Raw genomic sequence first — 23,922 nt, 5'->3', positions numbered from 1 at the left:
AAATATGTTACAATGAAAGCGATTAAACAAACAAGAGAATCTTGCAGCTTATCCTTAAAGACGCGGTGATTTTCTATTTAAAATATAAAGGAGACTCCATCTATGACCTATCAAGAAAACTTCAAAAAATGGCTTGACTTCGCTGAACTTCCTGACTATCTTCGGAAAGAGTTAGAAGGTATGGACGAAAAAACTAAGGAAGATGCCTTTTATACAAACCTTGAGTTTGGTACTGCTGGTATGCGTGGTTTGATCGGCGCTGGTACCAACCGTATCAATATCTATGTTGTCCGCCAAGCAACTGAAGGTTTGGCACGCTTGATTGAAGAAAAAGGAGATGAGTTCAAAAAACGCGGTGTTGCGATCGCTTACGACTCTCGTCATTTCTCACCAGAATTCGCTTTTGAATCTGCTACAGTCTTGGCTAAACACGGTATCAAGTCCTATGTCTTCGAAAGTCTACGCCCAACTCCAGAACTTTCATTTGCGGTACGTCATTTGGGAACTTTCGCTGGTATCATGATTACAGCCAGCCACAACCCTGCTCCATTTAACGGCTACAAGGTATATGGTGAAGACGGCGGACAAATGCCTCCGCATGATGCAGATGCATTGACTGACTACATCCGTGCTATTGAAAATCCTTTTGCTATCGAGGTTGCTGATGTGGAAGCTGAAAAAGCTTCTGGCTTGATTGAAGTGATTGGCGATGCTATTGATGCTGAATACCTCAAGGAAGTTAAAGATGTCAATATCAACCAAAAACTGATTGATGAATACGGCAAGGACATGAAGATTGTCTATACTCCACTGCACGGTACTGGTGAAATGCTGGCTCGTCGTGCTCTTGCCCAAGCTGGATTTGACTCTGTGCAAGTCGTTGAGGCTCAGGCTGTAGCTGATCCAGACTTCTCTACTGTTAAGTCTCCAAACCCTGAAAGCCAAGCAGCCTTTGCTTTAGCTGAGGAATTGGGTCGCAAGGTTGGTGCAGATGTCTTGGTTGCAACTGACCCAGACGCTGACCGTGTTGGTGTGGAAGTTCTTCAAAAAGATGGTAGCTACCTCAACCTTTCAGGTAACCAAATCGGTGCTATCATGGCTAAATACATCTTGGAAGCTCATAAGAGTGCAGGAACTCTGCCAGCTAACGCAGCTCTCTGCAAGTCTATCGTTTCCACTGACCTGGTGACTAAGATTGCCGAAAGTTATGGCGCAACCATGTTCAATGTCTTGACTGGTTTCAAATTTATCGCAGAGAAAATCCAAGAATTTGAAGAAAAACACAATCACACTTACATGATGGGTTTTGAAGAAAGCTTTGGTTACTTGATCAAACCATTCGTACGTGATAAAGATGCAATCCAAGCTGTTCTTGTCGTTGCTGAGCTTGCGGCCTACTACCGTTCTCGTGGTTTGACTCTGGCTGACGGTATCGAAGAAATCTATAAAGAATACGGCTACTACGCAGAAAAGACGATCTCTGTTACCCTTTCAGGTGTTGATGGTGCTGAGCAAATCAAGGCTATCATGGCTAAGTTCCGTAACAATGCTCCAAAAGAATGGAACCAAACAGCTATTACTGTCGTAGAAGACTTTAAGGCTCAAACTGCTACTGCTACAGATGGTACTGTTACAAACTTGACAACTCCTCCAAGCGATGTGCTGAAATACACCTTGGCTGATGGTTCATGGATTGCTGTCCGCCCATCTGGAACAGAGCCAAAAATCAAGTTTTACATTGCCGTTGTCGGTGATAGCAATGAAGATTCACAAGCTAAGATTGCAAATATCGAAGCGGAAATCAATGCTTTTGTAAAATAAAGACCTATAAAAGATGAGACCAAGCAATCTCATCTTTTTTTCGTATCAAATCTAAGCAATTTTAAGAACTTTATGGCATACTAGTTTTATCAAAAGAAATGAGGATTATTTATGGAACAATTTGCTCAAAATATTAAAGACCTAGAACTCACAACTGTTGACCGCGCTCGTCAAGCGATTGCTGACAAAGAAACTGCAACTTTCTTCGTTGGTCGCAAAACTTGCCCTTACTGCCGTAAATTTGCTGCTACTCTTGCTGGCGTTGTCGCTGATACCAAGGCGCATATTTTCTTTATCAATAGCGAAGAAGCCAGCGAATTAGAAAAACTTCAAGCCTTCCGCTCTGAATACAGCATCCCAACGGTTCCTGGTTTCGTTCATGTTCAAGACGGCCAAGTATCTGTTCGTTGTGATTCTTCTATGACTGCAGATGAGATTAAAGCTTTTGTTGGGATTTAAGTATAAGTTCCCATTTAAAGGGTAGTTTATTTGTCTCACGCCTTACAGAGCGAGAAGATCTATAAGTCATTTTAAAAACAAAAAAGACAAACTATATTGTTTGTCTTTTATTTTTCTTTCAAAGTATATATCGGAAAGCCGTGTTCTACTATTCTATCATCTAGTTTAAAATAATTTTTAAACCAATGTTTATATTTTTTAAATAAAGCTTCAATACAGATATACAGGATGATTATTAAAAAGATAAATAGAAAAGCATGCCAATCTTGAAATTTCGAGGAACTCTCAATGAACATATCCCAGTATGCACATGAGAAGAGCAAAAGAACTACTAAAATTAAATTCACATATAAAATATAGCTCACAAAGAAAAGAAATTGATGTTTCTTTGATCTTTTACTGTAATAGACTTTATAGTTTTCGGTATGTCTTTCGAAGACAGGCAAGTGAAAGGAATAGCGTCCGCTCCCGAACTTAGCTAACTCAGGTAAGGCATGATAGCCACACCAATGGAAGCATTTATAGATGAACTCGCGAGTCAAAAAATAAATATTTAAACCTATAAAAATTAGAATAATGATGAAGTCAGTTCTCGCAGTTGGGGAAAATATCCACTGAAAATAAAGAAGGCAATGTAAGAAATTCAAAGCTCCTAATATAAAATAAATGACACCAGCAAGTCTGCTACGACGTCCAATAAAAGTTTTATCTGGAGGACTGGAGGTATGGGACATATTTTAGTGATTTCCTATTCTTCGTAAATTTAATCGAGTACAACAGACTATTGACTCTAGTTTCCATCTTTTACGTTCCTAAAAGCCTCCCACATCCTCTGCTGGGGCTTGGCAAAGGGGTACTTCTCAAATTCTTCTGGATGTAGCCACAAGACTTCTCCATCAGCTGCGTGCTGGCTATCCTTAACCCGACCGTAAGCCAGCTGGATATGCCACTTGCGATGGCTGAAGACATGTTGCACCTTTGGAAAGGACTGCTGCTGCCAATTGACAATCAAATCATAATCCTGCTCAAAGCTTTCTTGAGGAGACAGATCCAGACTGGGCTGATTTTCAGCCACCTCAAACAAGGACATCTGATTTTCAGTTTGAAATTCCTCGATTTCAATCAAGGGAAAATGCCAAAAACCTGATAACAAGCCAGCAGCCTCATTCTTTTCAAGCAAGAACTGGCCTTGTTCGTTTTCGATAATCAAGCCCTGAAGATAGACCGGAACTGGCTTCTTTTTAGGTGCTTTAATGGGATATTTATCCATGGTTCCGTGCAAATAAGCTGCACTGAACTCTTTTACTGGACTATCTTCTGGATGAGGATTAACAGGAGCTTCGATATCTGACCCCAGATCCATCAGTGCTTGATTGAAATCTCCGGGTCTATCCGGATCAATCAGAATCTCCATCATAGCCTGAAAGACCTTACGATTGCTTGGTTGCCCAATATCTAAATCAACTTCAAACAAGCGACTCAGCACCCGCATGACATTGCCATCCACCGCAGGCTCAGCTAAGCCAAAGGCAATACTAGCAATGGCACCAGCCGTATAAGGTCCAATCCCTTTGAGGCTAGCAATTCCATCATAGCTATCAGGAAATTCTCCATCAAAATCCGTCATTATCTGCTGGGCAGCCTTTTGCATATTTCGCACCCGCGAATAATAGCCCAATCCTTCCCAAGCTTTGAGTAATCTCTCCTCTGGCGCTTGAGCTAAGTCGGCAACAGTTGGAAACCAGTCAAGAAAGCGCTCATAGTAAGGAATCACCGTATCCACACGTGTTTGCTGCAACATAATCTCAGAAACCCAGATATGATAAGGATTATTGGACCTACGCCAAGGCAAATCACGTTTATGTTCATCATACCAAGTCAATAATTTCTTGCGAAAAGAGGCAATTTTCTCCTCTTCCCACATTTCAATTCCAAATTTTTTTAAATCTAACATTTCTCTCATACTTAAACAGACTAAAAAAGATGAATTACTCATCTTTTTTAGTTATTTTATTGGTCAACACTTTGTGCAGCTGTAATCAGTGTTAAGTTATAAACGTCATCTGAATTACATCCGCGTGAAAGGTCATTTACTGGCTTGTTCAATCCTTGAAGAACTGGACCGACTGCTGAGAATCCACCTAAACGCTCTGCCATTTTATAACCGATATTTCCTGCTTCAATGCTTGGGAAGACAAAGACAGTCGCTTTACCTGCAACCTTGCTTCCTGGAGCTTTCAAGGCTGCTGTGCTTGGTACAAAGGCAGCGTCAAATTGTAATTCCCCGTCAACTTCTAAGTCTGGGCGCAAGTCATGGACCAACTTAGTCGCTTGAACCACTTTATCAACGCTTTCTCCAAAGCCAGAACCTTTCGTTGAATAGCTCAGCATGGCAATCTTAGGATCAATGCCAAACATTTTAGCTGTCACGGCTGAGTTAATCGCAATTTCTGCCAAGGCTTCTGAGTCAGGATTGATATTAATGGCACAGTCGCTGAAAAGATAACGTTCTGAACCACGCACCATGAGGAAGGCACCTGAAGTTCTTGTTACATTTGGACGTGTTTTAATGATTTGCAAGGCTGGACGCACTGTAGCAGCTGTAGAGTGGATAGAGCCAGAAACCATACCATCTACGATACCGAGATAGACTAGCATCACCCCAAAATAATTAACGTCTGTTCTTAAAAGCTCAAGAGCTTCTTCTTCACTGATTTTGCCCTTGCGACGTTCCACAAGAGCAGCTACCATTTCTTCCATTCTGTCATAGTTTTTAGGATCTATGACTTCATATCCGTCCATAATATTTTCGATTTCCAAGTAAATACGGATCTTATCTGGATTCCCCAAAAGAACTGGTGTAACTTCTGATTCTTTGACTATGCGTTTAACCGCTTGAAGAATACGCGGTTCTTGCCCTTCTGGCAATACGATACGAACATTTTTACCAACAACTGAGTCTCTTAGACTTTCGAAAACTTCCATGAGTTTCTCCTTTAAAATTTTAAGTATTTTTTATTAACAATGTAATAGTATTCTGGAAATCAATCGGCAACTGGGATTCCAATTGAAGCTGCTTTTCCAAAAATGGATTATAAAAAGATAAAGAGTGACAATGCAAGGCCTGACGGTTAATTCCCGCTTCCAAAGTCCCGCCATAGAGATCATCTCCAAGGAGTGGGAAGCCAAGATGGGCAAAGTGCACACGAATTTGATGGGTTCGTCCAGTGTGCAAGCGAATATCTACCAGATAGATATCGCCAAACTGCTCCACAACCTTGTAGCTGGTATGGGCATACTTGCCATCCTTTGTCACACATCTGGTGATGATGCTATCAGGGTCACGGCCAATTGGTGCAATAATATCGCCCTCTGATTTAAGCTCACCGCTCCCCTGAACGAGCGCGTAATAGCGCTTTTCAATCATTTTTTTCTGCAGTTGCTTATCCAGTCTTGCATGAGCATAGCCATGTTTTGCAAAGAGCATGAGTCCACTGGTATCGCGATCCAATCTCGTCACAATGTGAACCTGCTGATTTTCATAATCTTGCCGAATATAGTAAGCCTTAACAAAGTTTGCCATCGTATTCGAATGGTTGACACTAGGAATACTAGCTACTCCGGCAGGTTTATCTAAAACCAGAAAATGCTCATCTTCATACACGAGCGACAAATCACGATCCACGGCTTCTAGGCTTTCAAATCCCTTCTCAGAAGGGATATCTACTGTCACCTTATCACCAATATCCAGCAAATAAATGGCATTTTGAGATTGACCATTGACAAAAATATTGCCACCTGCAAACTTCACTTTGGCCAAGAGGGCTTTTGAAATTTCATGCTTTTTCAAAAAAGTTTTGACTTTGACATGCTCATCCGCAATAAATTCAAATCTCATTCTTGGCACTCCTCGATAAAGGAGTCTCTCACGCGATTCCAAAAGCTGGTATGGCTAGGCGAAGCTACAAAGTTAATCTTATGATTATCGATTTGGTACTCAATACGGACAATATTTTTATAAGAAAATGTTTGATTATCAACCGCTATGGTATAGTAGTCATTACGAGTCGGTAGGAGCTCAATCTTATCTTTTTTAGGAACAATAACTGAGGAACCTAAAGTACGATACACACGATTGTTGAGGCTAGCAATCTCTGTCACTTGCAAGGCTTCAATCGTTGGGTGTAGAACAGCTCCTCCCAATGATTTATTGTAGGCTGTGCTTCCAGTAGGCGTTGAGACAGAAATCCCGTCGCCTCTAAAACGCTCAAAATGGACATTATTGATGACCACATCAACTACCATGGTTCTGTCGGAACGTTTAATCGTTGCTTCATTGAGTGCGCGAATCGTCCGCGTTTCCCCATTTTCAAAGGTCAGCTTGACATTTAAAATCGGATAAGAGACCTTGGCACCTGTGTCTAATTTCAGATTTTCCACTAATTTATCGATTTCAAAGTCTCGGTAATCTGTATAAAAACCCAAATGTCCGGTATGGACACCGACAAAGCGCACCTTATCCAGCTGCTCTTCATACTTGTGAAAGGCTGATAGCAGCATCCCATCACCACCGACAGAAATCACGATATCTGGATTTTTGGGTGTCAGGATAAAGCCTGCTTTCCGCAATTTTTGCATCAGAGTTTGAAAAACTTCCTCACTCTGCCTTTTGCGATTGCGGATTATCGCTATTTTTTTACCTGTATTCTTCATCTGTATCGTCACTATTTCCAACACCGTCATTTAGCTTGCGGTGCAGAGGATCAAAGAGTGCTTGTGCTTCTTGGATGGCATCGCGAATGGCTCCCATCTCTTCATCTAGCTGGTAGGCCAGATTGGCCGTTATCTCCAAGCGCCGTTTGATTTCCTCTGGGAATTCTCCTTTATACTTATAGTTTAAAGAGTGCTCAATCGTTGCCCAAAAGTTCATGGACAAGGTACGAATCTGAATTTCTGCCAAGATAACTTTATTTCCATTAATCGTATCTACTGGATATTCAACAATGGCATGGTAGCTACGGTAACCACTATCTTTTTTGTTTTTGATGTAATCACGCTCCTGAACGATACGCATATCTGTCCGATTTCGCAAAACTTCTAAAACTTCATCCACATCATCTACAAATTGAACCATGACACGCAAACCAGCAATATCCTGCATCTCTTGGGCTAAGTTTTCCTCAGTTATCCCTCGAAGTTCCATTTTTTCCTTGATGCTTTCAATATGTTTTACGCGACCAGTTACAAACTCGATCGGTGAATGTCGTTGCTGTTTGCGATACTGTTTGCGAATGCCACGAAGCTTTATTTTCAACTCACCAACCGCCTGAATATATGGATCCAGAAAATCTTCCCAATCTATTGTCATATACATACCTTGTCATCTATTCGTTTTTTGTATAAAATAAACACAGTTGTTATTATAACATAAAATCGCTTTCAGATAAAGAAAAGGATTAAAAAATGAACCATTTAGAAATTGAATACAAAACAATGCTAACAGAAGACGAACATAAACGACTTCTGACCTTCTTTGATCATGTCCAGCCAATTTTCCAAATCAACTATTATATTGATTTGGCTGACTTTGCTCTTCGTGAAGCTCGTATGGCCCTGCGAGTCCGAACCACTCCTGACGCTGCTGAGTTTACTCTGAAAATTCCTCAAGAACTTGGAAATTTCGAATACAACCAAGCCTTGTCCGAAGATGAATTTAAGGAAATTACAGAAAATTTGCAATTTCCTCAGGGAGAAATCCTAGACAAACTGCAAGAAAAGGGAATCCCAGTTGACAAACTAACAATACTCGGAACACTTGAAAATATTCGATATGAAAAACAAGATGCAATCGGCCTTTTTGCCTTGGACGAAAGTCGTTACTTTGGTAAAAAAGATTTCGAGTTAGAATTAGAGATCAACGATATTGAAGAGGGAGAACAAAAGTTCAAAGACTTTTTAAAAGAAAATCAAATCCAATACAAGCCTGGTAAAAGTAAGATTGCCAGATTTGCCGAAAACTTTTAAAAATGCTGAAATAATCTCATTTTTTTGGTAAAATAATATTTATAAATCTAAAGAGACAAAAAGAGGATGGTCATTCTAATGTCAGACAAAAAAAATATGAAGCTTTTCTCCCTCAATTCCAATCACTCAATTGCTGAGAAGATTGCTGAAGCTGCCGGAGTACCTTTAGGCAAGCTTTCTTCCCGCCAATTCTCTGATGGCGAGATTCAGATTAACATTGAGGAGAGTGTTCGTGGCTATGATATCTATATCATCCAGTCTACCAGCTTCCCAGTCAATAATCACTTGATGGAGTTATTGATTATGGTTGATGCTTGTAAACGAGCAAGTGCCAATACCGTAACTGTGGTTATGCCCTATTTTGGTTATGCCCGCCAAGATCGGACGGCCGCTCCTCGCGAGCCAATCACTGCAAAACTCGTGGCCAACATGCTCGTTGGAGCTGGCGTAGATAGAGTCATCTCACTTGACCTTCACGCTGTCCAAGTACAAGGCTTCTTTGATATTCCTGTTGACAATCTCTTCACCATTCCATTGTTTGCCGAACATTATTGCAATATGGGATTAACTGGCGAGGATGTTGTCGTCGTTAGCCCGAAAAATTCTGGCGTGAAACGCGCTCGTAGCTTGGCAGAATATCTTGACGCTCCAATCGCCATCATCGACTATGGTGAAGATGAAGCAGGACGCTCTGAAGGCTATATCATCGGTGAAGTTGAAGGTAAAAAAGCTATTTTGATTGACGATATCTTGAATACCGGTCGTACCTTCTCAGAAGCTGCTAAAATCGTTGAACGTGAAGGTGCTGTCGAAATCTATGCTGTCTCAAGTCATGGTTTATTTGCAGATGAAGCTGCAGACTTACTAGACAGTGTTCCTATCCGAGAAATCTTGGTGACTGACTCTGTTGATACGAAAGAAAAGACTCCGAAGAATGTTCACTATATTACAGCTAGCGAGTTGATTGGCGATGCTATCGTGCGTATTCAAGAGAGAAAACCAGTCAGCCCACTTTTTGCTTTTCAAAAGAAATAAGGGATAAATTTGTGATTTATTTAGATAATGCTGCTACGACTGCCTTGTCACCTGCTGCAATTGAGACTATGACTCAGGCAATGACAATCTTCGGCAATCCATCCAGTACCCACAGCCACGGTCGAGAAGCCAATAAGCTGCTCAGACAGGCTCGCGAAGATATTGCCAAGGTTCTACACACACAAAGCAAAAATATCCTCTTCACCTCAGGTGGTACTGAAAGCAATAACACTGCTATTAAGGGCTATGCCCTGCGTCATCAGAATCAAGGCAAGCATATTATCACTACGGCCATTGAACACCATGCTGTTTTAGAGCCCGTTGAATACTTGGTGGAGCACTTTGGTTTTGAAGTCACTATTATTCAGCCAGTAGATGGGCAAATCCGAACTGAAGATATCAAGAATGCCCTCAGACCAGATACTATCCTTGTCTCAGTAATGGCTGTCAACAATGAAACAGGCTATATTTTGCCGATTCAAGAAATTGGGGAATTACTAAAGGAGCATCCTGCTGCCTTTCACGTTGATGCAGTCCAAGCCGTCGGCAAGCTCCCCATCTATCCTGAAGAATGGGGAATCAATTTCCTGAGTGCCTCAGCTCATAAATTCCATGGTCCAAAAGGGGTGGGATTTCTCTATGCTGACCAGATGGATTTTGATAATTTCATGCATGGCGGTGATCAAGAAAACAAGCATCGAGCGGGTACAGAAAACCTCGTTTCTATTGTCGGGATGGCAACTGCCCTTTCTGAAAATGTTGCCCACTTAGAGGAAAATCTTGAGCATGCCCAGCAGTTAAAAGATACTTTACTGAACAACATAGCGGATATAGACTACTACCTAAACGAAAGTCAGCCTAGCCTGCCTTATGTTATCAATATCGGATTTCCAAACCGAAAGAATGATCTTATCTTGCTTCAAATGGACCTTAATGGCTTTTCAATCTCGACTGGCTCTGCTTGTACAGCTGGTGCTGTTCAGCCCAGCCATGTCCTTCAAGCCTTATATGGCTCTAACTCTGAGCGCCTAAAAGAATCCATTCGCATCAGTGTATCAGATCAAACTAGCATCCAAGAAATCAAACTATTCAGTCAAAAACTAAAAGAAATACTAGGAGGATAAGATGGCTTTTCAAACATCTGTTAGCTTAGCAAACTGCGACTTCACCTACTCACTCCATCCAAATGTTAAGAAATTTACCTTACGGGACAATACATTTGCTGAAACAAAAGTTGGTAATTACGAGCTTTCTCGTTTACTTGAAGCGGTTCCCAATAGTGGCGATGGATTCTTGCTTAAGATTATCATCAATAAAGATCTAAGCGGAGTTAAAATCAATATTACGGACAAGTCTGGTCTAAGATTAGTTAATATCTTCAAATCAGAAAAACACCATATTATTCAGCAAAAATTCTATTTCTTGATGGATAGTTTAGTTGAAAGAGATATTTTTGAAAAAACACCCCAATAAGCGAAATTCTAAGAATTTTGCTTATTTCTATTATTTTATCTATCTTTATTAGTATAATAATATTTTGTTCATCAAATTAGTTGATTTTTTCACAAGCTTTCTATAGAATAGAAGATAGAAAGGTCGTGATTTTGTGAAAACTGAAAAAAGCAATTCTATTCCACGTGCTACTGCTAAACGGCTCTCCCTCTACTACCGGATTTTCAAACGATTTAATGCAGAAAATATTGAAAAGGCCAATTCAAAACAAATCGCAGAGGCGATTGGAATCGACTCTGCGACTGTTCGGCGTGACTTTTCTTACTTCGGTGAGTTAGGTCGTAGAGGTTTTGGCTACGATGTCAAGAAACTAATGAATTTCTTTGCCAATCTTCTCAACGACAACTCGATTACAAATGTCATGATTGTTGGTGTCGGAAATATGGGCCGTGCTCTTTTACACTACCGCTTTCATGAACGGAATAAAATGAAGATTGTAATGGCCTTTGATACAGATGATTATTCTGACGTCGGGACCACCACAAATGATGGAATTCCTATTTATGGAATTTCTCAAATAAAAGAAAAGGTCCAAGAAGGAAACGTAAAGACTGCCATTCTGACAGTTCCGAGCGTTAAGGCACAAGAAGTCGCATCCGTCTTGGTTGATGCTGGTATCAAGGGAATTCTTTGCTTCTCCCCAGTGCACCTATCTGTCCCCAAAGATGTGGTTGTACAATATGTGGACCTAACCAGCGAACTCCAAACCTTACTCTACTTCATGAGAAAAGATGATGAGTAAGGTAAGAAAGGAAACAGACACTTTATGAAAAAACCGATTATCGGTATAACAGGAAACCAAAGGGATATTCCTAACGATCAATTTATTCATATTAGTTATACTTCAACTGGCTTTATCGAGGGAGTCAATAAAGTTGGAGGAATCCCAATTATCTTGCCAATTGGTGATGAAGCCTTAGCTCACACCTATATCACTATGATCGATAAACTGATCCTTACCGGTGGACAAAATGTCAAGCCTCATTTCTACGGAGAAGAACAGACTATCGAAAGTGATGATTATCTGCTTCAAAGGGATCTATTTGAACTAGCTCTCATCCGAGAAGCACGGAAGCAAAACAAGCCTATTTTTGGCGTCTGTCGTGGTACTCAGCTTTACAATGTTGCTATGGGTGGCACACTTCACCAAGACATCGAGAATCACTGGCAAGATAGCACTGCTCAATACACCACACAGACTATGGTCACTAAAAATGGCTCCATCCTCCATGAATTATACGGACCTACTTGTCAAATCAACTCATTCCATCATCAAAGTATCAAGGATCTAGCGAAAAATCTAGAAGTCATAGCCTACGATCCTCGGGATAAGGTCATTGAGGCTGTTACCTCAACTGATGGAAGTCCATTTCTTGGTGTACAGTGGCATCCAGAATTTCTATTTCCCACAAGAACGGGGGATTTAGCCTTGTTTGATTATGTGGTTCACAAACTTTAGATCAAATCCGTTTTTTCACGATAACTATAATAATCATTTTTTGAAACAATTAAATGATCTAAAAGAACCAACCCCATTAGCTCACAAGCTTCTTTCATGTGTTTGGTAACTTCGTCGTCATTCTTACTTGGTAAAGTCACTCCAGAAGGATGATTGTGCACAAGTATAATAGATGTCGCCAAGTGTTTGAGCGCATAATGCAAAATCTCGCGCGGCTCAGCAATACTTCTAGTTACCGTTCCTACAAAGATTGTCTGCTGATGGATGATCTGATTTTGACTATTTAGATAAATAGCGACTAAACATTCCTGCTTTTTATCTCCCAATTCTACCTGCATTTTACGAGCCAGTTTTTGACTTCCAAGGATTTGCTCCCTCTCCAGAACTTCAGCCTTATTGATACGGCAGCCAAGCTCAATAATGGCTTGCAACTCAACAGCCTTCACAGGGCCAATTCCTGAAATTGTCTGCAATTCTTGCAAAGTCAGATATTTCAAATCATTCAAACTAGAAATCGATGATAAAATCCTTTGAGAAACTTGAAAGACAGTTTCTTTTTTGCTGCCTGTTCGCAAAAATATAGATAACAATTCCTGATTACTAAGTTTATCCGCTCCTTCTCTTATCAGCCGTTCACGCGGCATCATACTTATGTCATCCTGCAATGAAATACGATACATATCAACCTCCTTACTTATTAATTCGCTATTAAGTAAAAAAAAGAACCTAAATAAATGAACTACATACCAAAAGGTTAGACACAAAATCTATCGATTAGGCGAGTTCATTTATTTAGGCTATTTATTATTAATTGCTAAATCTTATCATATTTGTTGCTTGCTGTTGTAACAGCCTCTCTAACGGATGTAGACCATTGTCCCTTGATGGCACTATCTAAAGTATCATTAATCCCCTTGATAGCCAACTTTCCTTCCTTTGCAACTTTACTAATCGCTTCCTTAGATTTGGTCTTAATACCATCACTTTTACTAAGAATATGTGGAGCATAAACATTTGTTATCAAAGATTTTTCAATCTGTTTTTGAATAGCAAGCAGACGAGTTCCTAAATCATCGAAATTTCCTACAGTAAATACACCTGTAATATCCTCAGTCAATGTTGTTGCCATTTTAGCATCACTTCCTTTTACTCTCTAGTTTTATTATTGTCATCTGCGGCTATTCTCCTACGCAGATAAGCCTCCTCTAACTTATCATCTAGATATCGTCTTTCTCGTCGGAAATTATCACTCTCTTTTAAAGATTCTAATTCCAATATTTTTTGCGCCTCCGTCAAGGCATCTTCCGATAACATTTGGTAAGATTCCATCTCTCTATTAAGAATCCTATAAAAATCCTGATCCGCATCAGTAGATTTCAAATAATGTAACGTTTCTTCGTACTTTTCATCAAGAATATTTTGTATGGCACGACGCGCAGTTTGAAAATAATCATTTCTTTCCTCAAATTCTTGCAACTTTTCTCGATGCCGCTCTTCCAATTCTTCTAATTCTTTAGTTTTCTTTTCGACTTCACGTTGTGCTACTTCAAATTTCTCCATTGATTGAATTCCCCTGCTAAAGCTATGTCTTCTTCGAGTTTTTTGTTTATACCAGCTGCAATTTTATCTTTCAATTTAGTCATTTCATCTAATATTTGACTCGCTTTGTTGAGCTTATTTTGTAGAGAGATTTCTACATTTCCGACCACACTACATGTGTGACACCACCAGCTGCAAAAGCCGATCTAATCTCATCAGGACTGAGACTACTGACCATAAACGGAGACTTGGTCGTTTCAAATAAAGACTCAACTTCTTCTACTCCTCTTTGTTTCTCAATCTTAATCTGATCCAAAACTTGCTGAGCAGCATTAACAAGAGCATTTGCACCAATGGTAGCCTGCTCACTGTCTAGAAAAATTCGTTCGTTGCTACTTAAGCCACCTCCGCTTTCTGTAAGTAAGCTTTTCATGCCATAATACCGCAACATTCTCGTTTTTGTTTCTAGGATGAGGGCATTCGCATTTCCTTTTGCAGTATTGGTCACAACATTGCCATTTTCATCAATGAGTTGACCTTTATTATTAAATCTCCAAGTATTATAACTATGATATTTATCCCCTAGACTATAGATCTTATCTGCCTTTTCTTTCCAAGAAAGTTTATCATCTTGTAAAATTCGTAAAGATTCATCAACAAAACTAGCATCTGTCATATTGACATAAATGGCAACGCCTGTTTTATTCCCCAAAATGTTCCCCAAAAACATATCATTTGGATTTCTAAAATTACGAAATTGCTCTGGATGCGCCTGCATATAGGCTATTTCTTCTTCCGAAACAATATTATGAATATCTGGACCATTAAAGCCAACATTATTCCATCCCATTTTTAAGGCAGTATAAAGTGCCATAGACTCTCCCAAAGAATGACCATTCGTTGTTATAATGGCATTGGGATTTTCTTTACGAACCTTTTTCTCTACTCGCTGGGCAAACTCTAATGCTGTTTTTGACTGAACATCTACAATGTTTTCGACAACTTCCTTTTTAACACTATCGTTAAAATGTCCTTCTAGAATGCCTTTGCCCATCCCTGAAATCGAGGGGAGACCTGTTATCATTTTATCCGTAAAACCCATACCTAGATTTTCAAGGTCATTGAGAACATCTTTTTTGTCTCCAAAATTGGTGCCAACATAAGAAACCACTACCTGACTGTAGTCTACGTTCCCTTGATCATCAACAGGAGCAACAGCCATAGCTTGCATACTATTATCCGTTGGTTCAGCAGAGTTCCCAATAGCATCAATGACTCGGAATTTTCGACCATTAACGTTAATCGTTTCTCCAACTGATAATTGCTTATCCGGATTATCTACTGGGTCAATATCGTAAACATATGTTGCAATTTTATTATAATCCGCATCCGTTATGTTCATTTCTTCTCTCCATAATGTATAACATTTATTTGGGTTTCCGATAATTTTGTATAACTAGTTGGAACTTCCTTACGTTTCAGTTCCTCTGAGCTATTATGATAGATCAAGCCATAATTCTGTATATCGTAACTATCTTTTAAGTCTGTTGAAACTTCTATTTTATCGTTTACCGAGAAATAAATGAATCTAGGTCTACCAAATCCGCCTTTTGAAATACTTTCAAACTCTATTTTATAAACATCTTCAAAATTATTGACCAAAAATAAAGCAAGAGCCTCTTCTTGTTTTCTAATTATCTTTTTCTCTTCTGCTGTCAATGTTACTTCCTCCTTCTGTTCTGTTTTTTTCTGCTGGCTACAGGCACCGAGTGTTCCCAAACCTAGAAATCCAATAAATACTATCAAAAGCAACTTAGATATTTTCATAAATACTCCTTTCCTTTATAAAACACAAGATCATCAACTATCCTAACACGATTATAATATATTATATCAAAAAGAATATAAACCAAGCAAGCGTTTACATTTTTTATCACTTTTATTATGGATGANACTAAATTTTACATACTATTATAGTTTAACTCAATAGAGTAACCAATAGCATCAATGACTCGGAATTTCGACCGTTAACGTCAGATTCCTTTCCCACACTAAATTGTTCTTCTGCTTTATATTCTTTCGGATCCAAATTATAGACTTTTTTAGATATTATGTTGTAATCTTTATCAGTCAACGCGCAATTTAATAATCTTCGTAATAACTAACATCTACTCCGTCTAAACTAGTTAACTGTGTTGGAGGTTTCTTCTCTATCAAATGAAAGTCTTTTGGATCATATCCTATTGAATAATATCCATCTTTACTTTCTAACTCTGTTGGTAAAATATAACTACTATCATTGACCTTTATAGTGATTGTATCACCCGTCCCAAAACCACCTTTATGAAAATTTACAAATTCTATTTTTTTCACATCTTGATAATGATTTACCAGGTACAAAGCGATTTTCTCTTCTTCTTTACGAAGTTTCTTTTTTTCCTCTGTCGTCAATGTAACCATCTCCTTCTGTCCGTTTTTTTTCTGTTGACTACAGGCACTGAGAGTTCCCAACCCCAAAAATCCAATAAATACTATCAAAAGTAACTTAAGTATTTTCATATAATATTTCCTTATTTTATAGAACATACAATCTTCAACTATACTAACATAGGTATATTATAGCAAAATGATTATAGAACAAGCAGGCGTTTACATCTACAGAAGCATTAATGACTCGGTATTCAACTGTTGACATAAAAAATTTGACCTAATTTCTTTGCGAATCTTCATTGTTTTTAGGAGCTAATTTGTAAAACTTTTTTGCTATTTATTTGTAAACTTCATCAGTTACACTATTCATTTTCTTCCCTCATAATAAATCACTCTCTCTTTCAGCTCATCTATATTCGAAAATGAAGAAGGAACTTCTTTTCTTACTAAAAATTTTGAACTTTGATGATAACCTAAAGAATAATGATGAATATCATATGTGTCCTGCAGACTAGAATCCACAAGAAGTTTATCGTTAATTTTCATATATGCCACATCAGAAGTTCCAAAACCACCCTTTACTATACTTATAAATTCTATTTTTTTAATATCCTCAAAATTATTGACCAAAAATAAAGCAAGAGCCTCTTCTTGTTTTCTGATTATTTTTTTCTCTTCTGCTGTCAATGTTACTTCCTCCTTCTGACCGTTTTTATGTTGACTACAGGCACTGAGTATTCCCAACCCTAGAAATCCAATAAATACTATCAAAAGTAACTTAGATATTTTCATAAATATTCCTTTCCTTTATAGAGTTCAAAATTCTTAACCATACTAATCTGGCTATAATGTAGCCAAAAAATCATAAATAAAGCGAGCATTTATATAATATGCAAAACTTTTCAAGATAGATCGAACCAAATCTTACATACTATCATAGAATAACTTGGGATTTCGATCGTTTATATCAGTTGGATCTCCAATTTGTATCTACTGTTCACTTTTATATTCTTCTAGATAAAATTTATACACATTACGTGCTAATTCTTTATAATCTTTTTCAGTAATTTTCGACATATTATGTACCTAAATTATATATTACTTCAATTCCTTCAAGTGTCTCAAAATCAGTCGGTTTTTCCTTTTTCATTAAAGTCTTCTCACCTTTTTTATAGACTAAACTATAACCATTATCATAATTGTCATCTAAAAACGAACTAATACTAATATTATCATTCACTTTTAGAAAAACACTTCTAGACTGGGCAAATTCTTTTCTAGAGACATCTGTGAACTCAATTTTATTAATCCCTTCATAGTTATTCACTAAAAACAAAGCTAGATTTTTTTCTTGTTTTTGAACTTCTTTTTTCTCTTCTTCTGTCAATGTAACTTTCTCTTTCTGTCCTGTTTTTTTCTGCTGACTACAGGCACTGAGTGTTCCTATCCCTAGAAACCCAATAAATACTATCAAAAGTAACTTAGATATTTTCATAAATACTCCTTCCTTTATGCAGCGTCATCAATAACTTGAAATTGACGATTTCATAACTCAATTATATTATCTTTCTATAATCAATTTACTTTTCCTCATAATATATCACTTCAATCCCATCAAGACTGGTTAATTCCGTAGAATTTTTCTTTTTTATTAAATGAAAATCACTCGGATCATAATCAACAGAATATCTTTCACTATCATCGTTAAATATAATTGGTTTTATATAACTATCATCATTGACAATAACACTTATTGAATCTGCTATCCCAAATCCTCCCCTGTGAAATTTATCAAACTTAATCTTTTTCACATCCTCGTAATGATTCACCAAATAGAAAGCTATTTTCTCTTCCTCTTTACGAAGTTCCTTTTTTTCTTCTTTTGTCATAGTAACTTTCTCTTTCCGTCCTGTTTTTTTCTGCTGACTACAGGCACTGAGTGTTCCTATCCCTAGAAACCCAATAAATACTATCAAAAGTAACTTAGATATTTTCATAAATACTCCTTTTCTTTATAAATCTCAAAATCTTCAACTATGCTACCTATAGCATATTTTAATAAAAACAATCATATATCAAGCAAATTTGTTCGTTCTTTGGTTCAAGTTGTAAGCCTCTTTTGCTAATTTATTATGATTTTTATCTGAAATGGAGATCACCTTTCTATCTCCTCATAATATTTAATCTCAATATTTTTTAGATTATCTAATTGAGTTGGCGGATTCTTTTCANTCAGATGAAAGTTCTCAGGATTATAGCTAATAATATACTCGCCACTTGGATCTCCTAAAGTAATTGGTTTTATATAATTATTTGAATTTATCTTAACAGATATAGAATCCCCCGTCCCAAAACCACCTTTATAAAAATTTACAAATTCTATTTTTTTCACATCTTCATAATGATTCACCAAATACAAAGCAATTTGCTCTTCTTCTTTATGAAGTCTCTTTTTATCTTCTGCTGTCATTATGAAATCAAACTTCTTTTCTGCTGTTTTGGACTGGCTACAGGCAGTGATACTTCCTAAACATATAAATGCTATAAAAAATATTAAAAATGATTTATATATTTTCATGATAATTTCCTTTCTTGACTAAAAGAGTACCATACTAACATAAGTATAGCACAATCTAATAAAGAAGGCATATTCTTTGAAAGCGTTCTAGTATCTGTTCGTATATCATTTTAGTTTCATCAATCAAAAAACGAAGTAACAAAAGTTACTTCGTTTTACAATATTTCTTATTATAGCTGCATTTGATTATAAGATCGACTAAAAGCATCTAAAATATCTTTTGGTGCTTTGTCATAATCAATCGTACTTTCAAGCGTTCCTTTAACAATGGTTCGACTGGTTGCTGCTGCATCCTCACATGTGACTAAAGTGATTTCAGCAACTCCATCTGTGTCATTGATGACATCCACGCGCTCTGGTGCAACACTTTCTATACTAGAAATCGTATAGGTATAGATCTTATCCTTATCCGTGATATAGATTTTCATCCCTATTTTGGCACGATCTAGAGGCGAAAAGAGCATATCACTAGCTCCAGTAATTCCAAAGACATGGTGGCTGGCCAAGGCATAATTTCCTTGTCCCATTTGTTGATTTTCTTTCATAGTGCCAGCGCCATAGTATAGTCCAACGTTATCCAAACCTTTGAAAATTGGCAGATTCATCGACACTTCAGGAATCGAAATGCCACCGATAACTGGTAGTTTTTGAGCCTGCCACTGAGCATTGATCACCGCTTCTGTCGAAAGAGATTGAACTTCGCTAAACTCAAAACTCGACTCGACTGCCTTATTTTGCTTGATTTCTTCCTTGGAAACCTTGCTAACCTGGTATTGATTTGTGTGCCAAACCATGATCATATTTCGGATAGAAGAATTGAAAATCAGCGCTAAGGCAACCAGAAATAAAAGGAAAACCGCACAGTTAATGATGAAATTTCTGAGCTTGAATTTCTTCTTAGATTTTTTCATATTCATTCTCCTCTTATTCTACTTCTTCCTCATCGTCTTTTGCGTCAGGCGCAACCGTTGTAAAGGTAACAATCTGTGCATTTTGATCCAGACGCATAACCTTCACTCCCATAGTTGAACGACCTGTCTGAGAAATATTGGCCACGCTTGTTCGGATAATGACACCTGTATTGGTGATAATCATCAAATCTTCTTCGCCAGTGACGGTCATCAGACCAGCGAGAGGGCCGTTCTTATCAGTGATATTGGCTGTTTTAATCCCTTTACCACCACGTCCCTTGGTTGGATATTCACTGGCAAGAGTTCGCTTACCATAGCCTTTTTCAGTGATAACAAGCACTTCATCGCCCTCAGTAATCACACCTGCTCCAACGACCTGGTCGCCGTCCCGCAGATTGACCCCACGAACACCAGTCGCACTACGGCTCATGCTCCGAACAGCTGTCTCATTGAAGCGGACAGAATAACCAAACTTAGTACCAATGATAACGTCTGCAGCACCGTCCGTCAGAAAAACATTGATTAACTCGTCTTCATCCTTCAAATTCAAAGCCTTAAGACCGTTCTGACGGATATTAGCAAACTCTGTTACGCTGGTTCGTTTAACCACACCTAGACGGGTCGTAAAGAAGAGGTAGGAATGATCGCTACTGTCTTGCTGGACATTAATAATGGTCTGAATAGTCTCTCCTTCATCCAGTTTCAAGAGATTGACCACTGGCAAGCCCTTAGCTGTACGGCCGTACTCAGGGATTTCATATCCTTTGAGCCGATAAACTCGGCCTTTATTGGTAAAGAAGAGCAATCTATCGTGGGTACTCGTTGAAACCAGCTCTTTGACGAAGTCATCATCTTTAACACCCGTTCCTTGAACACCGCGGCCACCACGTTTCTGAGCAGTGAATTCTGCCTGATTCAGACGTTTGATATAGCCCTTATTAGATAGGGTAATTAAAACATCCGCTTCCTCAATCAAATCTTCATCTTCAAGAGAAAGAACTTCTCCCACCATCAGCTCAGTTCTGCGGACATCAGCAAATTTACGTTTGACCTCGTCTAACTCTTCCTTGATAATAGCGACAACTCGCTCTGGCTTGGCTAAGATATCAGCCAAGTCCGCAATCAAATCAATCAGTTCGTCGTATTCTGACTGAATCTTATCACGTTCCAAACCAGTCAGACGACGCAGACGCATGTCAAGGATAGCCTGACTCTGGCGCTCAGAAAGTTCAAACTTAGCCATCAATTCAGCCTGGGCTTCTGCGTCCGTTTCGCTATTACGGATAATGCGAATCACTTCATCAATGTGATCCAGCGCAATCAGCAAACCAGCCAAGATGTGAGCTCGCGCTTCCGCCTTTTCTTTATCAAAAGCCGTCCGTCGAGTCACCACTTCTTTTTGGTGTTCAATGTAGGCCAACAAAATCTCACGCAGAGACAGAATCTTCGGCACACCATTTTGAATGGCCAGCATATTGAAGCTGAAATTGGTCTGCATCTGAGTCAACTTGAAAAGGTTATTTAGAATGACATGAGCAGAAGCATCACGACGAACCTCAATGACAAAACGGACCCCTTCACGGTTGGACTCATCACGAACAGCTGTGATACCGTCAATGCGTTTTTCCTGCACCAAACGAACAATATGCTCATGGACCTTAGTCTTATTCACCATATAAGGAAACTCGGTTACGACAATTCGCTCACGGCCATTTTTCATCTCTTCGATTTCAGTGCGAGAACGAAGAACAATCGAACCCTTCCCCGTTTCATAAGCCCGGTGAATACCAGACTTACCCATAACCAGTGCACCTGTAGGAAAATCTGGACCAGGCAGGACTTCCATAATATCCCGAGTCGTTGCTTCCGGATTGTCCATGACCAGCTTAACCGCATCAATAGACTCACCAAGATTATGTGGCGGAATATTAGTCGCCATCCCAACAGCAATCCCTGTCGCTCCATTTACGAGTAAGTTAGGGAAGCGAGCAGGAAGAACTACCGGTTCTCTCTCGCTGGCATCATAGTTGTCAATATAGTCAACAGTGTTTTTATTAATATCACGAAGCATCTCCAGAGCAATCTTGCTCATACGTGCTTCTGTATAACGCTGGGCAGCGGCCCCGTCTCCGTCCATCGAACCGAAGTTTCCATGGCCGTCTACCAGCATGTAACGATAGCTCCACCATTGTGCCATCCGCACCATTGCTTCATAAATAGAGGAGTCACCATGCGGGTGATATTTACCCATGACATCCCCTGTGATACGAGCTGATTTCTTGTGAGGCTTATCAGGCGTAACGCCTAGCTCATTCATGCCATAAAGAATCCGGCGATGAACCGGCTTAAGACCATCGCGAACATCTGGAAGAGCCCTAGCCACGATAACACTCATTGCATAATCGATGAAACTGGTCTTCATTTCGCTGGTCAAATTGACATCTACTAAGTTTCTATCTTGCATTAAAAAATGCCTCATTTCAATATTAAATCACTATCTCATTATACCACATTTTTGCTATATATTCAGTATTTAAAACCGAATATAAAAACGTTTACATAGCCATTTAGGGGTCAAAATCCCACGGTGAGCCGTGACAAACTGTATCAAAAGTGGTAGAATGTAATTGTATGGGGAAAACCCCAAAAATAATAAGGAGATGTTTAGAAATGACTGCTACTAAACAACATAAAAAAGTCATCCTTGTTGGTGACGGTGCCGTAGGTTCATCTTACGCTTTCGCGCTTGTTAACCAAGGAATTGCACAAGAGCTTGGAATTATCGAAATTCCACAATTACACGAAAAAGCTGTAGGTGATGCGCTTGACCTTAGCCACGCCCTTGCCTTCACTTCACCTAAAAAGATCTACGCAGCTCAATACTCTGACTGTGCAGACGCTGACCTTGTTGTTATCACTGCGGGTGCGCCTCAAAAACCAGGTGAAACTCGTCTTGACCTCGTTGGTAAAAACCTTGCCATCAACAAATCAATCGTAACACAAGTTGTTGAATCAGGTTTCGATGGTATCTTCCTTGTTGCTGCTAACCCAGTTGACGTTTTGACTTATTCAACTTGGAAATTCTCAGGCTTCCCTAAAGAACGCGTTATCGGTTCAGGTACTTCACTTGACTCAGCCCGTTTCCGTCAAGCACTTGCTGAAAAATTGGATGTTGACGCTCGTTCAGTTCACGCCTACATCATGGGTGAGCACGGCGATTCAGAATTTGCTGTTTGGTCACATGCAAACATCGCAGGTGTAAACCTTGAAGAATTCCTTAAAGATACTCAAAATGTTCAAGAGTCTGAATTGATCGAATTGTTCGAAGGTGTTCGTGATGCTGCTTACACAATCATTAACAAGAAAGGTGCTACATACTACGGTATCGCTGTAGCCCTTGCTCGTATCACAAAAGCTATCCTTGACGATGAAAATGCTGTACTTCCACTTTCAGTCTTCCAAGAAGGCCAATACGGTGTGAAAGATGTCTTCATCGGTCAACCAGCAGTTGTTGGTGCACACGGTATCGTTCGTCCAGTAAATATCCCATTGAACGATGCAGAAACTCAAAAAATGCAAGCATCTGCTAAAGAATTGCAAGCAATTATTGACGAAGCTTGGAAAAATCCAGAATTCCAAGAAGCATCTAAAAACTAATCAGAAAAAACATCTCCTGATAAAAAAGGGGATGTTTTTTTGTTGTTTTATGTGGATCTATCGGCAAAAATATCAATTAAATAAGGAACAATCAGCTCTCCCTCTAAGTCCTCCAAAGAAGAAAGCCAAATAAAGTCTGTATGCTCTTCTGGATCCAATAGGATATCGCGCTGCTCCATAATCTTAGCCTCATAAACCAAGCGTGTAAAAACAGCATTTTTTCTTGAGTCAAACTGACTATCTTCATGAATGATCTTATCAATCCGAATCTTTTGATTAACCTCTTCCATAGCCTCACGTAGAGCTGCTTCTCTGGGTAGTTCGTTCTCTTCTACGCTTCCGCCAGGAATACCCAATGGCATGGATAAACATTAGGAAGGCCGCGCTTTATTTTAGAGCGTTTGATCAGCAGATACTTTCCGTCTTTCTCAATCAAGGTATGAGCGATTAACTTCACCACTATAGCTGTCTCCTCTCTTAGAAAACAAAAAAGGACT

The 23,922-nt window shown here is 38.9% G+C and carries 26 protein-coding genes and 1 pseudogene; 9 read left to right on the top strand and 18 right to left on the bottom strand.

Annotation, left to right across the window (positions count from 1 at the left end):
- The first annotated feature begins 102 nt into the window (after positions 1 to 102).
- Together D8793_RS07850 and D8793_RS07845 are read left to right on the top strand one after the other, a co-directional pair.
- Positions 103 to 1,821, top strand: coding sequence for a phospho-sugar mutase (locus D8793_RS07850; protein ID WP_125371946.1), 1,719 nt, complete (start codon positions 103 to 105; stop codon positions 1,819 to 1,821).
- A 111-nt stretch (positions 1,822 to 1,932) separates the two neighbouring features.
- Complete coding sequence (locus D8793_RS07845; protein ID WP_125371944.1) at positions 1,933 to 2,280, top strand: DUF6568 family protein; 348 nt, start codon at positions 1,933 to 1,935, stop codon at positions 2,278 to 2,280.
- A gap of 790 nt (positions 2,281 to 3,070) precedes the next feature.
- On the opposite strand, the gene mutY is transcribed toward D8793_RS07845, so the two are convergent.
- The 5 genes from mutY to yjbM are packed head-to-tail and all read right to left on the bottom strand — an operon-like array spanning position 3,071 to position 7,648.
- A complete protein-coding gene (gene mutY / locus D8793_RS07835; protein ID WP_125371940.1) occupies positions 3,071 to 4,234 on the bottom strand; it encodes an A/G-specific adenine glycosylase in 1,164 nt (387 codons plus the stop codon).
- Between the two features lie 56 nt (positions 4,235 to 4,290).
- Positions 4,291 to 5,265, bottom strand: a complete 975-nt coding sequence (pta, locus tag D8793_RS07830) for a phosphate acetyltransferase (protein WP_125371938.1) — start codon at positions 5,263 to 5,265, stop codon at positions 4,291 to 4,293.
- 19 nt (positions 5,266 to 5,284) lie between these two features.
- Positions 5,285 to 6,178, bottom strand: coding sequence for an RluA family pseudouridine synthase (locus D8793_RS07825; protein ID WP_125371936.1), 894 nt, complete (start codon positions 6,176 to 6,178; stop codon positions 5,285 to 5,287).
- Entirely contained in the window at positions 6,175 to 6,993 is an 819-nt protein-coding gene (locus D8793_RS07820) for an NAD kinase (protein WP_005590379.1), read from the bottom strand. The genes D8793_RS07825 and D8793_RS07820 overlap by 4 nt, the downstream gene beginning before the upstream one ends.
- Positions 6,977 to 7,648 (bottom strand): GTP diphosphokinase, encoded by a 672-nt coding sequence (gene yjbM / locus D8793_RS07815; protein WP_125371934.1) that lies wholly within the window; start codon positions 7,646 to 7,648, stop codon positions 6,977 to 6,979. The genes D8793_RS07820 and yjbM overlap by 17 nt, the downstream gene beginning before the upstream one ends.
- 95 nt (positions 7,649 to 7,743) lie before the next feature.
- On the opposite strand from yjbM, the gene D8793_RS07810 reads away from it, so the two are divergent.
- The 6 genes from D8793_RS07810 to D8793_RS07785 all read left to right on the top strand — a co-directional run bounded on the left by D8793_RS07810 (position 7,744) and on the right by D8793_RS07785 (position 12,310).
- A complete protein-coding gene (locus D8793_RS07810) occupies positions 7,744 to 8,304 on the top strand; it encodes a CYTH domain-containing protein (RefSeq protein ID WP_125371932.1) in 561 nt (186 codons plus the stop codon).
- Positions 8,305 to 8,382: 78 nt separating this feature from the next.
- Entirely contained in the window at positions 8,383 to 9,339 is a 957-nt protein-coding gene (locus D8793_RS07805; protein ID WP_081105361.1) for a ribose-phosphate diphosphokinase, read from the top strand.
- An 11-nt stretch (positions 9,340 to 9,350) separates the two neighbouring features.
- Positions 9,351 to 10,463, top strand: a complete 1,113-nt coding sequence (locus D8793_RS07800) for a cysteine desulfurase family protein (RefSeq protein WP_125371930.1) — start codon at positions 9,351 to 9,353, stop codon at positions 10,461 to 10,463.
- Position 10,464: 1 nt separating this feature from the next.
- Positions 10,465 to 10,812, top strand: a complete 348-nt coding sequence (locus D8793_RS07795) for a DUF1831 domain-containing protein (RefSeq protein ID WP_125371928.1) — start codon at positions 10,465 to 10,467, stop codon at positions 10,810 to 10,812.
- A gap of 133 nt (positions 10,813 to 10,945) precedes the next feature.
- The gene (locus tag D8793_RS07790; RefSeq protein WP_005590387.1) at positions 10,946 to 11,593 is read left to right on the top strand and encodes a redox-sensing transcriptional repressor Rex; all 648 of its coding nucleotides are present in this window, start codon (positions 10,946 to 10,948) and stop codon (positions 11,591 to 11,593) included.
- Positions 11,594 to 11,617: 24 nt separating this feature from the next.
- A complete protein-coding gene (locus D8793_RS07785; RefSeq protein ID WP_125371926.1) occupies positions 11,618 to 12,310 on the top strand; it encodes a gamma-glutamyl-gamma-aminobutyrate hydrolase family protein in 693 nt (230 codons plus the stop codon).
- Here the strand turns inward: D8793_RS07785 and radC are convergent.
- The 12 genes from radC to gyrA all read right to left on the bottom strand — a co-directional run bounded on the left by radC (position 12,307) and on the right by gyrA (position 22,232).
- Positions 12,307 to 12,990 carry a RadC family protein gene (gene radC, locus D8793_RS07780; RefSeq protein WP_045497468.1) on the bottom strand — a complete coding sequence of 228 codons (684 nt, stop codon included), beginning with the start codon at positions 12,988 to 12,990 and terminating at the stop codon, positions 12,307 to 12,309. The two genes, D8793_RS07785 and radC, sit on opposite strands and share 4 nt — an antisense overlap.
- Before the next feature lie 134 nt (positions 12,991 to 13,124).
- Positions 13,125 to 13,439 (bottom strand): hypothetical protein, encoded by a 315-nt coding sequence (locus tag D8793_RS07775; RefSeq protein WP_015605011.1) that lies wholly within the window; start codon positions 13,437 to 13,439, stop codon positions 13,125 to 13,127.
- A 17-nt stretch (positions 13,440 to 13,456) separates the two neighbouring features.
- A complete protein-coding gene (locus D8793_RS07770; RefSeq protein WP_125371924.1) occupies positions 13,457 to 13,870 on the bottom strand; it encodes a hypothetical protein in 414 nt (137 codons plus the stop codon).
- Positions 13,852 to 14,019, bottom strand: coding sequence for a hypothetical protein (locus D8793_RS12205; protein ID WP_260471108.1), 168 nt, complete (start codon positions 14,017 to 14,019; stop codon positions 13,852 to 13,854). The genes D8793_RS07770 and D8793_RS12205 overlap by 19 nt, the downstream gene beginning before the upstream one ends.
- Complete coding sequence (locus D8793_RS07765) at positions 14,004 to 15,251, bottom strand: lipase (RefSeq protein ID WP_260471107.1); 1,248 nt, start codon at positions 15,249 to 15,251, stop codon at positions 14,004 to 14,006. Before D8793_RS07765 ends, D8793_RS12205 begins: the two co-directional genes overlap by 16 nt.
- Entirely contained in the window at positions 15,248 to 15,676 is a 429-nt protein-coding gene (locus tag D8793_RS07760; RefSeq protein WP_125371923.1) for a ubiquitin carboxyl-hydrolase, read from the bottom strand. The genes D8793_RS07765 and D8793_RS07760 overlap by 4 nt, the downstream gene beginning before the upstream one ends.
- Positions 15,677 to 15,991: 315 nt before the next feature.
- The gene (locus D8793_RS07755) at positions 15,992 to 16,408 is read right to left on the bottom strand and encodes a ubiquitin carboxyl-hydrolase (RefSeq protein WP_125371921.1); all 417 of its coding nucleotides are present in this window, start codon (positions 16,406 to 16,408) and stop codon (positions 15,992 to 15,994) included.
- 237 nt (positions 16,409 to 16,645) lie between these two features.
- Complete coding sequence (locus D8793_RS07750) at positions 16,646 to 17,071, bottom strand: ubiquitin carboxyl-hydrolase (RefSeq protein ID WP_125371919.1); 426 nt, start codon at positions 17,069 to 17,071, stop codon at positions 16,646 to 16,648.
- 286 nt (positions 17,072 to 17,357) lie between these two features.
- Positions 17,358 to 17,774, bottom strand: coding sequence for a ubiquitin carboxyl-hydrolase (locus D8793_RS07745; RefSeq protein WP_125383847.1), 417 nt, complete (start codon positions 17,772 to 17,774; stop codon positions 17,358 to 17,360).
- 85 nt (positions 17,775 to 17,859) lie between these two features.
- A complete protein-coding gene (locus tag D8793_RS07740; RefSeq protein WP_125383846.1) occupies positions 17,860 to 18,276 on the bottom strand; it encodes a ubiquitin carboxyl-hydrolase in 417 nt (138 codons plus the stop codon).
- 751 nt (positions 18,277 to 19,027) lie between these two features.
- On the bottom strand, positions 19,028 to 19,768 hold the full coding sequence (locus tag D8793_RS07730; protein ID WP_125372231.1) for a class A sortase: 741 nt from the start codon (positions 19,766 to 19,768) through the stop codon (positions 19,028 to 19,030).
- A 13-nt stretch (positions 19,769 to 19,781) separates the two neighbouring features.
- Positions 19,782 to 22,232: a DNA gyrase subunit A gene (gene gyrA / locus D8793_RS07725; protein WP_221760778.1), complete on the bottom strand. Its 2,451-nt coding sequence runs from the start codon at positions 22,230 to 22,232 to the stop codon at positions 19,782 to 19,784.
- 206 nt (positions 22,233 to 22,438) lie between these two features.
- On the opposite strand from gyrA, the gene D8793_RS07720 reads away from it, so the two are divergent.
- A complete protein-coding gene (locus tag D8793_RS07720) occupies positions 22,439 to 23,425 on the top strand; it encodes an L-lactate dehydrogenase (protein ID WP_005591942.1) in 987 nt (328 codons plus the stop codon).
- Between the two features lie 47 nt (positions 23,426 to 23,472).
- On the opposite strand, the pseudogene D8793_RS07715 reads toward D8793_RS07720, so the two are convergent.
- Positions 23,473 to 23,888: pseudogene (locus D8793_RS07715) on the bottom strand (NUDIX hydrolase).
- Between the last annotated feature and the right edge of the window lie 34 nt (positions 23,889 to 23,922).

The sequence above is a fragment of the Streptococcus cristatus genome (assembly GCF_003943465.1).
GTDB lineage: Bacteria > Bacillota > Bacilli > Lactobacillales > Streptococcaceae > Streptococcus > Streptococcus cristatus_C.
This window is presented reverse-complemented; position numbering and strand designations above follow the sequence as displayed.

What these genes read in the sequence shown, in the direction of transcription:
- D8793_RS07850 (WP_125371946.1), top strand. Translation starts at nt 103, where the DNA reads ATGACCTATCAAGAAAACTTCAAAAAATGGCTTGACTTCGCTGAACTT.
- D8793_RS07845 (WP_125371944.1), top strand. Translation starts at nt 1,933, where the DNA reads ATGGAACAATTTGCTCAAAATATTAAAGACCTAGAACTCACAACTGTT.
- mutY (WP_125371940.1), bottom strand. Translation starts at nt 4,234, where the DNA reads ATGTTAGATTTAAAAAAATTTGGAATTGAAATGTGGGAAGAGGAGAAA.
- pta (WP_125371938.1), bottom strand. Translation starts at nt 5,265, where the DNA reads ATGGAAGTTTTCGAAAGTCTAAGAGACTCAGTTGTTGGTAAAAATGTT.
- D8793_RS07825 (WP_125371936.1), bottom strand. Translation starts at nt 6,178, where the DNA reads ATGAGATTTGAATTTATTGCGGATGAGCATGTCAAAGTCAAAACTTTT.
- D8793_RS07820 (WP_005590379.1), bottom strand. Translation starts at nt 6,993, where the DNA reads ATGAAGAATACAGGTAAAAAAATAGCGATAATCCGCAATCGCAAAAGG.
- yjbM (WP_125371934.1), bottom strand. Translation starts at nt 7,648, where the DNA reads ATGACAATAGATTGGGAAGATTTTCTGGATCCATATATTCAGGCGGTT.
- D8793_RS07810 (WP_125371932.1), top strand. Translation starts at nt 7,744, where the DNA reads ATGAACCATTTAGAAATTGAATACAAAACAATGCTAACAGAAGACGAA.
- D8793_RS07805 (WP_081105361.1), top strand. Translation starts at nt 8,383, where the DNA reads ATGTCAGACAAAAAAAATATGAAGCTTTTCTCCCTCAATTCCAATCAC.
- D8793_RS07795 (WP_125371928.1), top strand. Translation starts at nt 10,465, where the DNA reads ATGGCTTTTCAAACATCTGTTAGCTTAGCAAACTGCGACTTCACCTAC.
- D8793_RS07785 (WP_125371926.1), top strand. Translation starts at nt 11,618, where the DNA reads ATGAAAAAACCGATTATCGGTATAACAGGAAACCAAAGGGATATTCCT.
- radC (WP_045497468.1), bottom strand. Translation starts at nt 12,990, where the DNA reads ATGTATCGTATTTCATTGCAGGATGACATAAGTATGATGCCGCGTGAA.
- D8793_RS07775 (WP_015605011.1), bottom strand. Translation starts at nt 13,439, where the DNA reads ATGGCAACAACATTGACTGAGGATATTACAGGTGTATTTACTGTAGGA.
- D8793_RS07770 (WP_125371924.1), bottom strand. Translation starts at nt 13,870, where the DNA reads ATGGAGAAATTTGAAGTAGCACAACGTGAAGTCGAAAAGAAAACTAAA.
- D8793_RS07765 (WP_260471107.1), bottom strand. Translation starts at nt 15,251, where the DNA reads ATGAACATAACGGATGCGGATTATAATAAAATTGCAACATATGTTTAC.
- D8793_RS07760 (WP_125371923.1), bottom strand. Translation starts at nt 15,676, where the DNA reads ATGAAAATATCTAAGTTGCTTTTGATAGTATTTATTGGATTTCTAGGT.
- D8793_RS07755 (WP_125371921.1), bottom strand. Translation starts at nt 16,408, where the DNA reads ATGAAAATACTTAAGTTACTTTTGATAGTATTTATTGGATTTTTGGGG.
- D8793_RS07750 (WP_125371919.1), bottom strand. Translation starts at nt 17,071, where the DNA reads ATGAAAATATCTAAGTTACTTTTGATAGTATTTATTGGATTTCTAGGG.
- D8793_RS07745 (WP_125383847.1), bottom strand. Translation starts at nt 17,774, where the DNA reads ATGAAAATATCTAAGTTACTTTTGATAGTATTTATTGGGTTTCTAGGG.
- D8793_RS07740 (WP_125383846.1), bottom strand. Translation starts at nt 18,276, where the DNA reads ATGAAAATATCTAAGTTACTTTTGATAGTATTTATTGGGTTTCTAGGG.
- D8793_RS07730 (WP_125372231.1), bottom strand. Translation starts at nt 19,768, where the DNA reads ATGAAAAAATCTAAGAAGAAATTCAAGCTCAGAAATTTCATCATTAAC.
- gyrA (WP_221760778.1), bottom strand. Translation starts at nt 22,232, where the DNA reads ATGCAAGATAGAAACTTAGTAGATGTCAATTTGACCAGCGAAATGAAG.
- D8793_RS07720 (WP_005591942.1), top strand. Translation starts at nt 22,439, where the DNA reads ATGACTGCTACTAAACAACATAAAAAAGTCATCCTTGTTGGTGACGGT.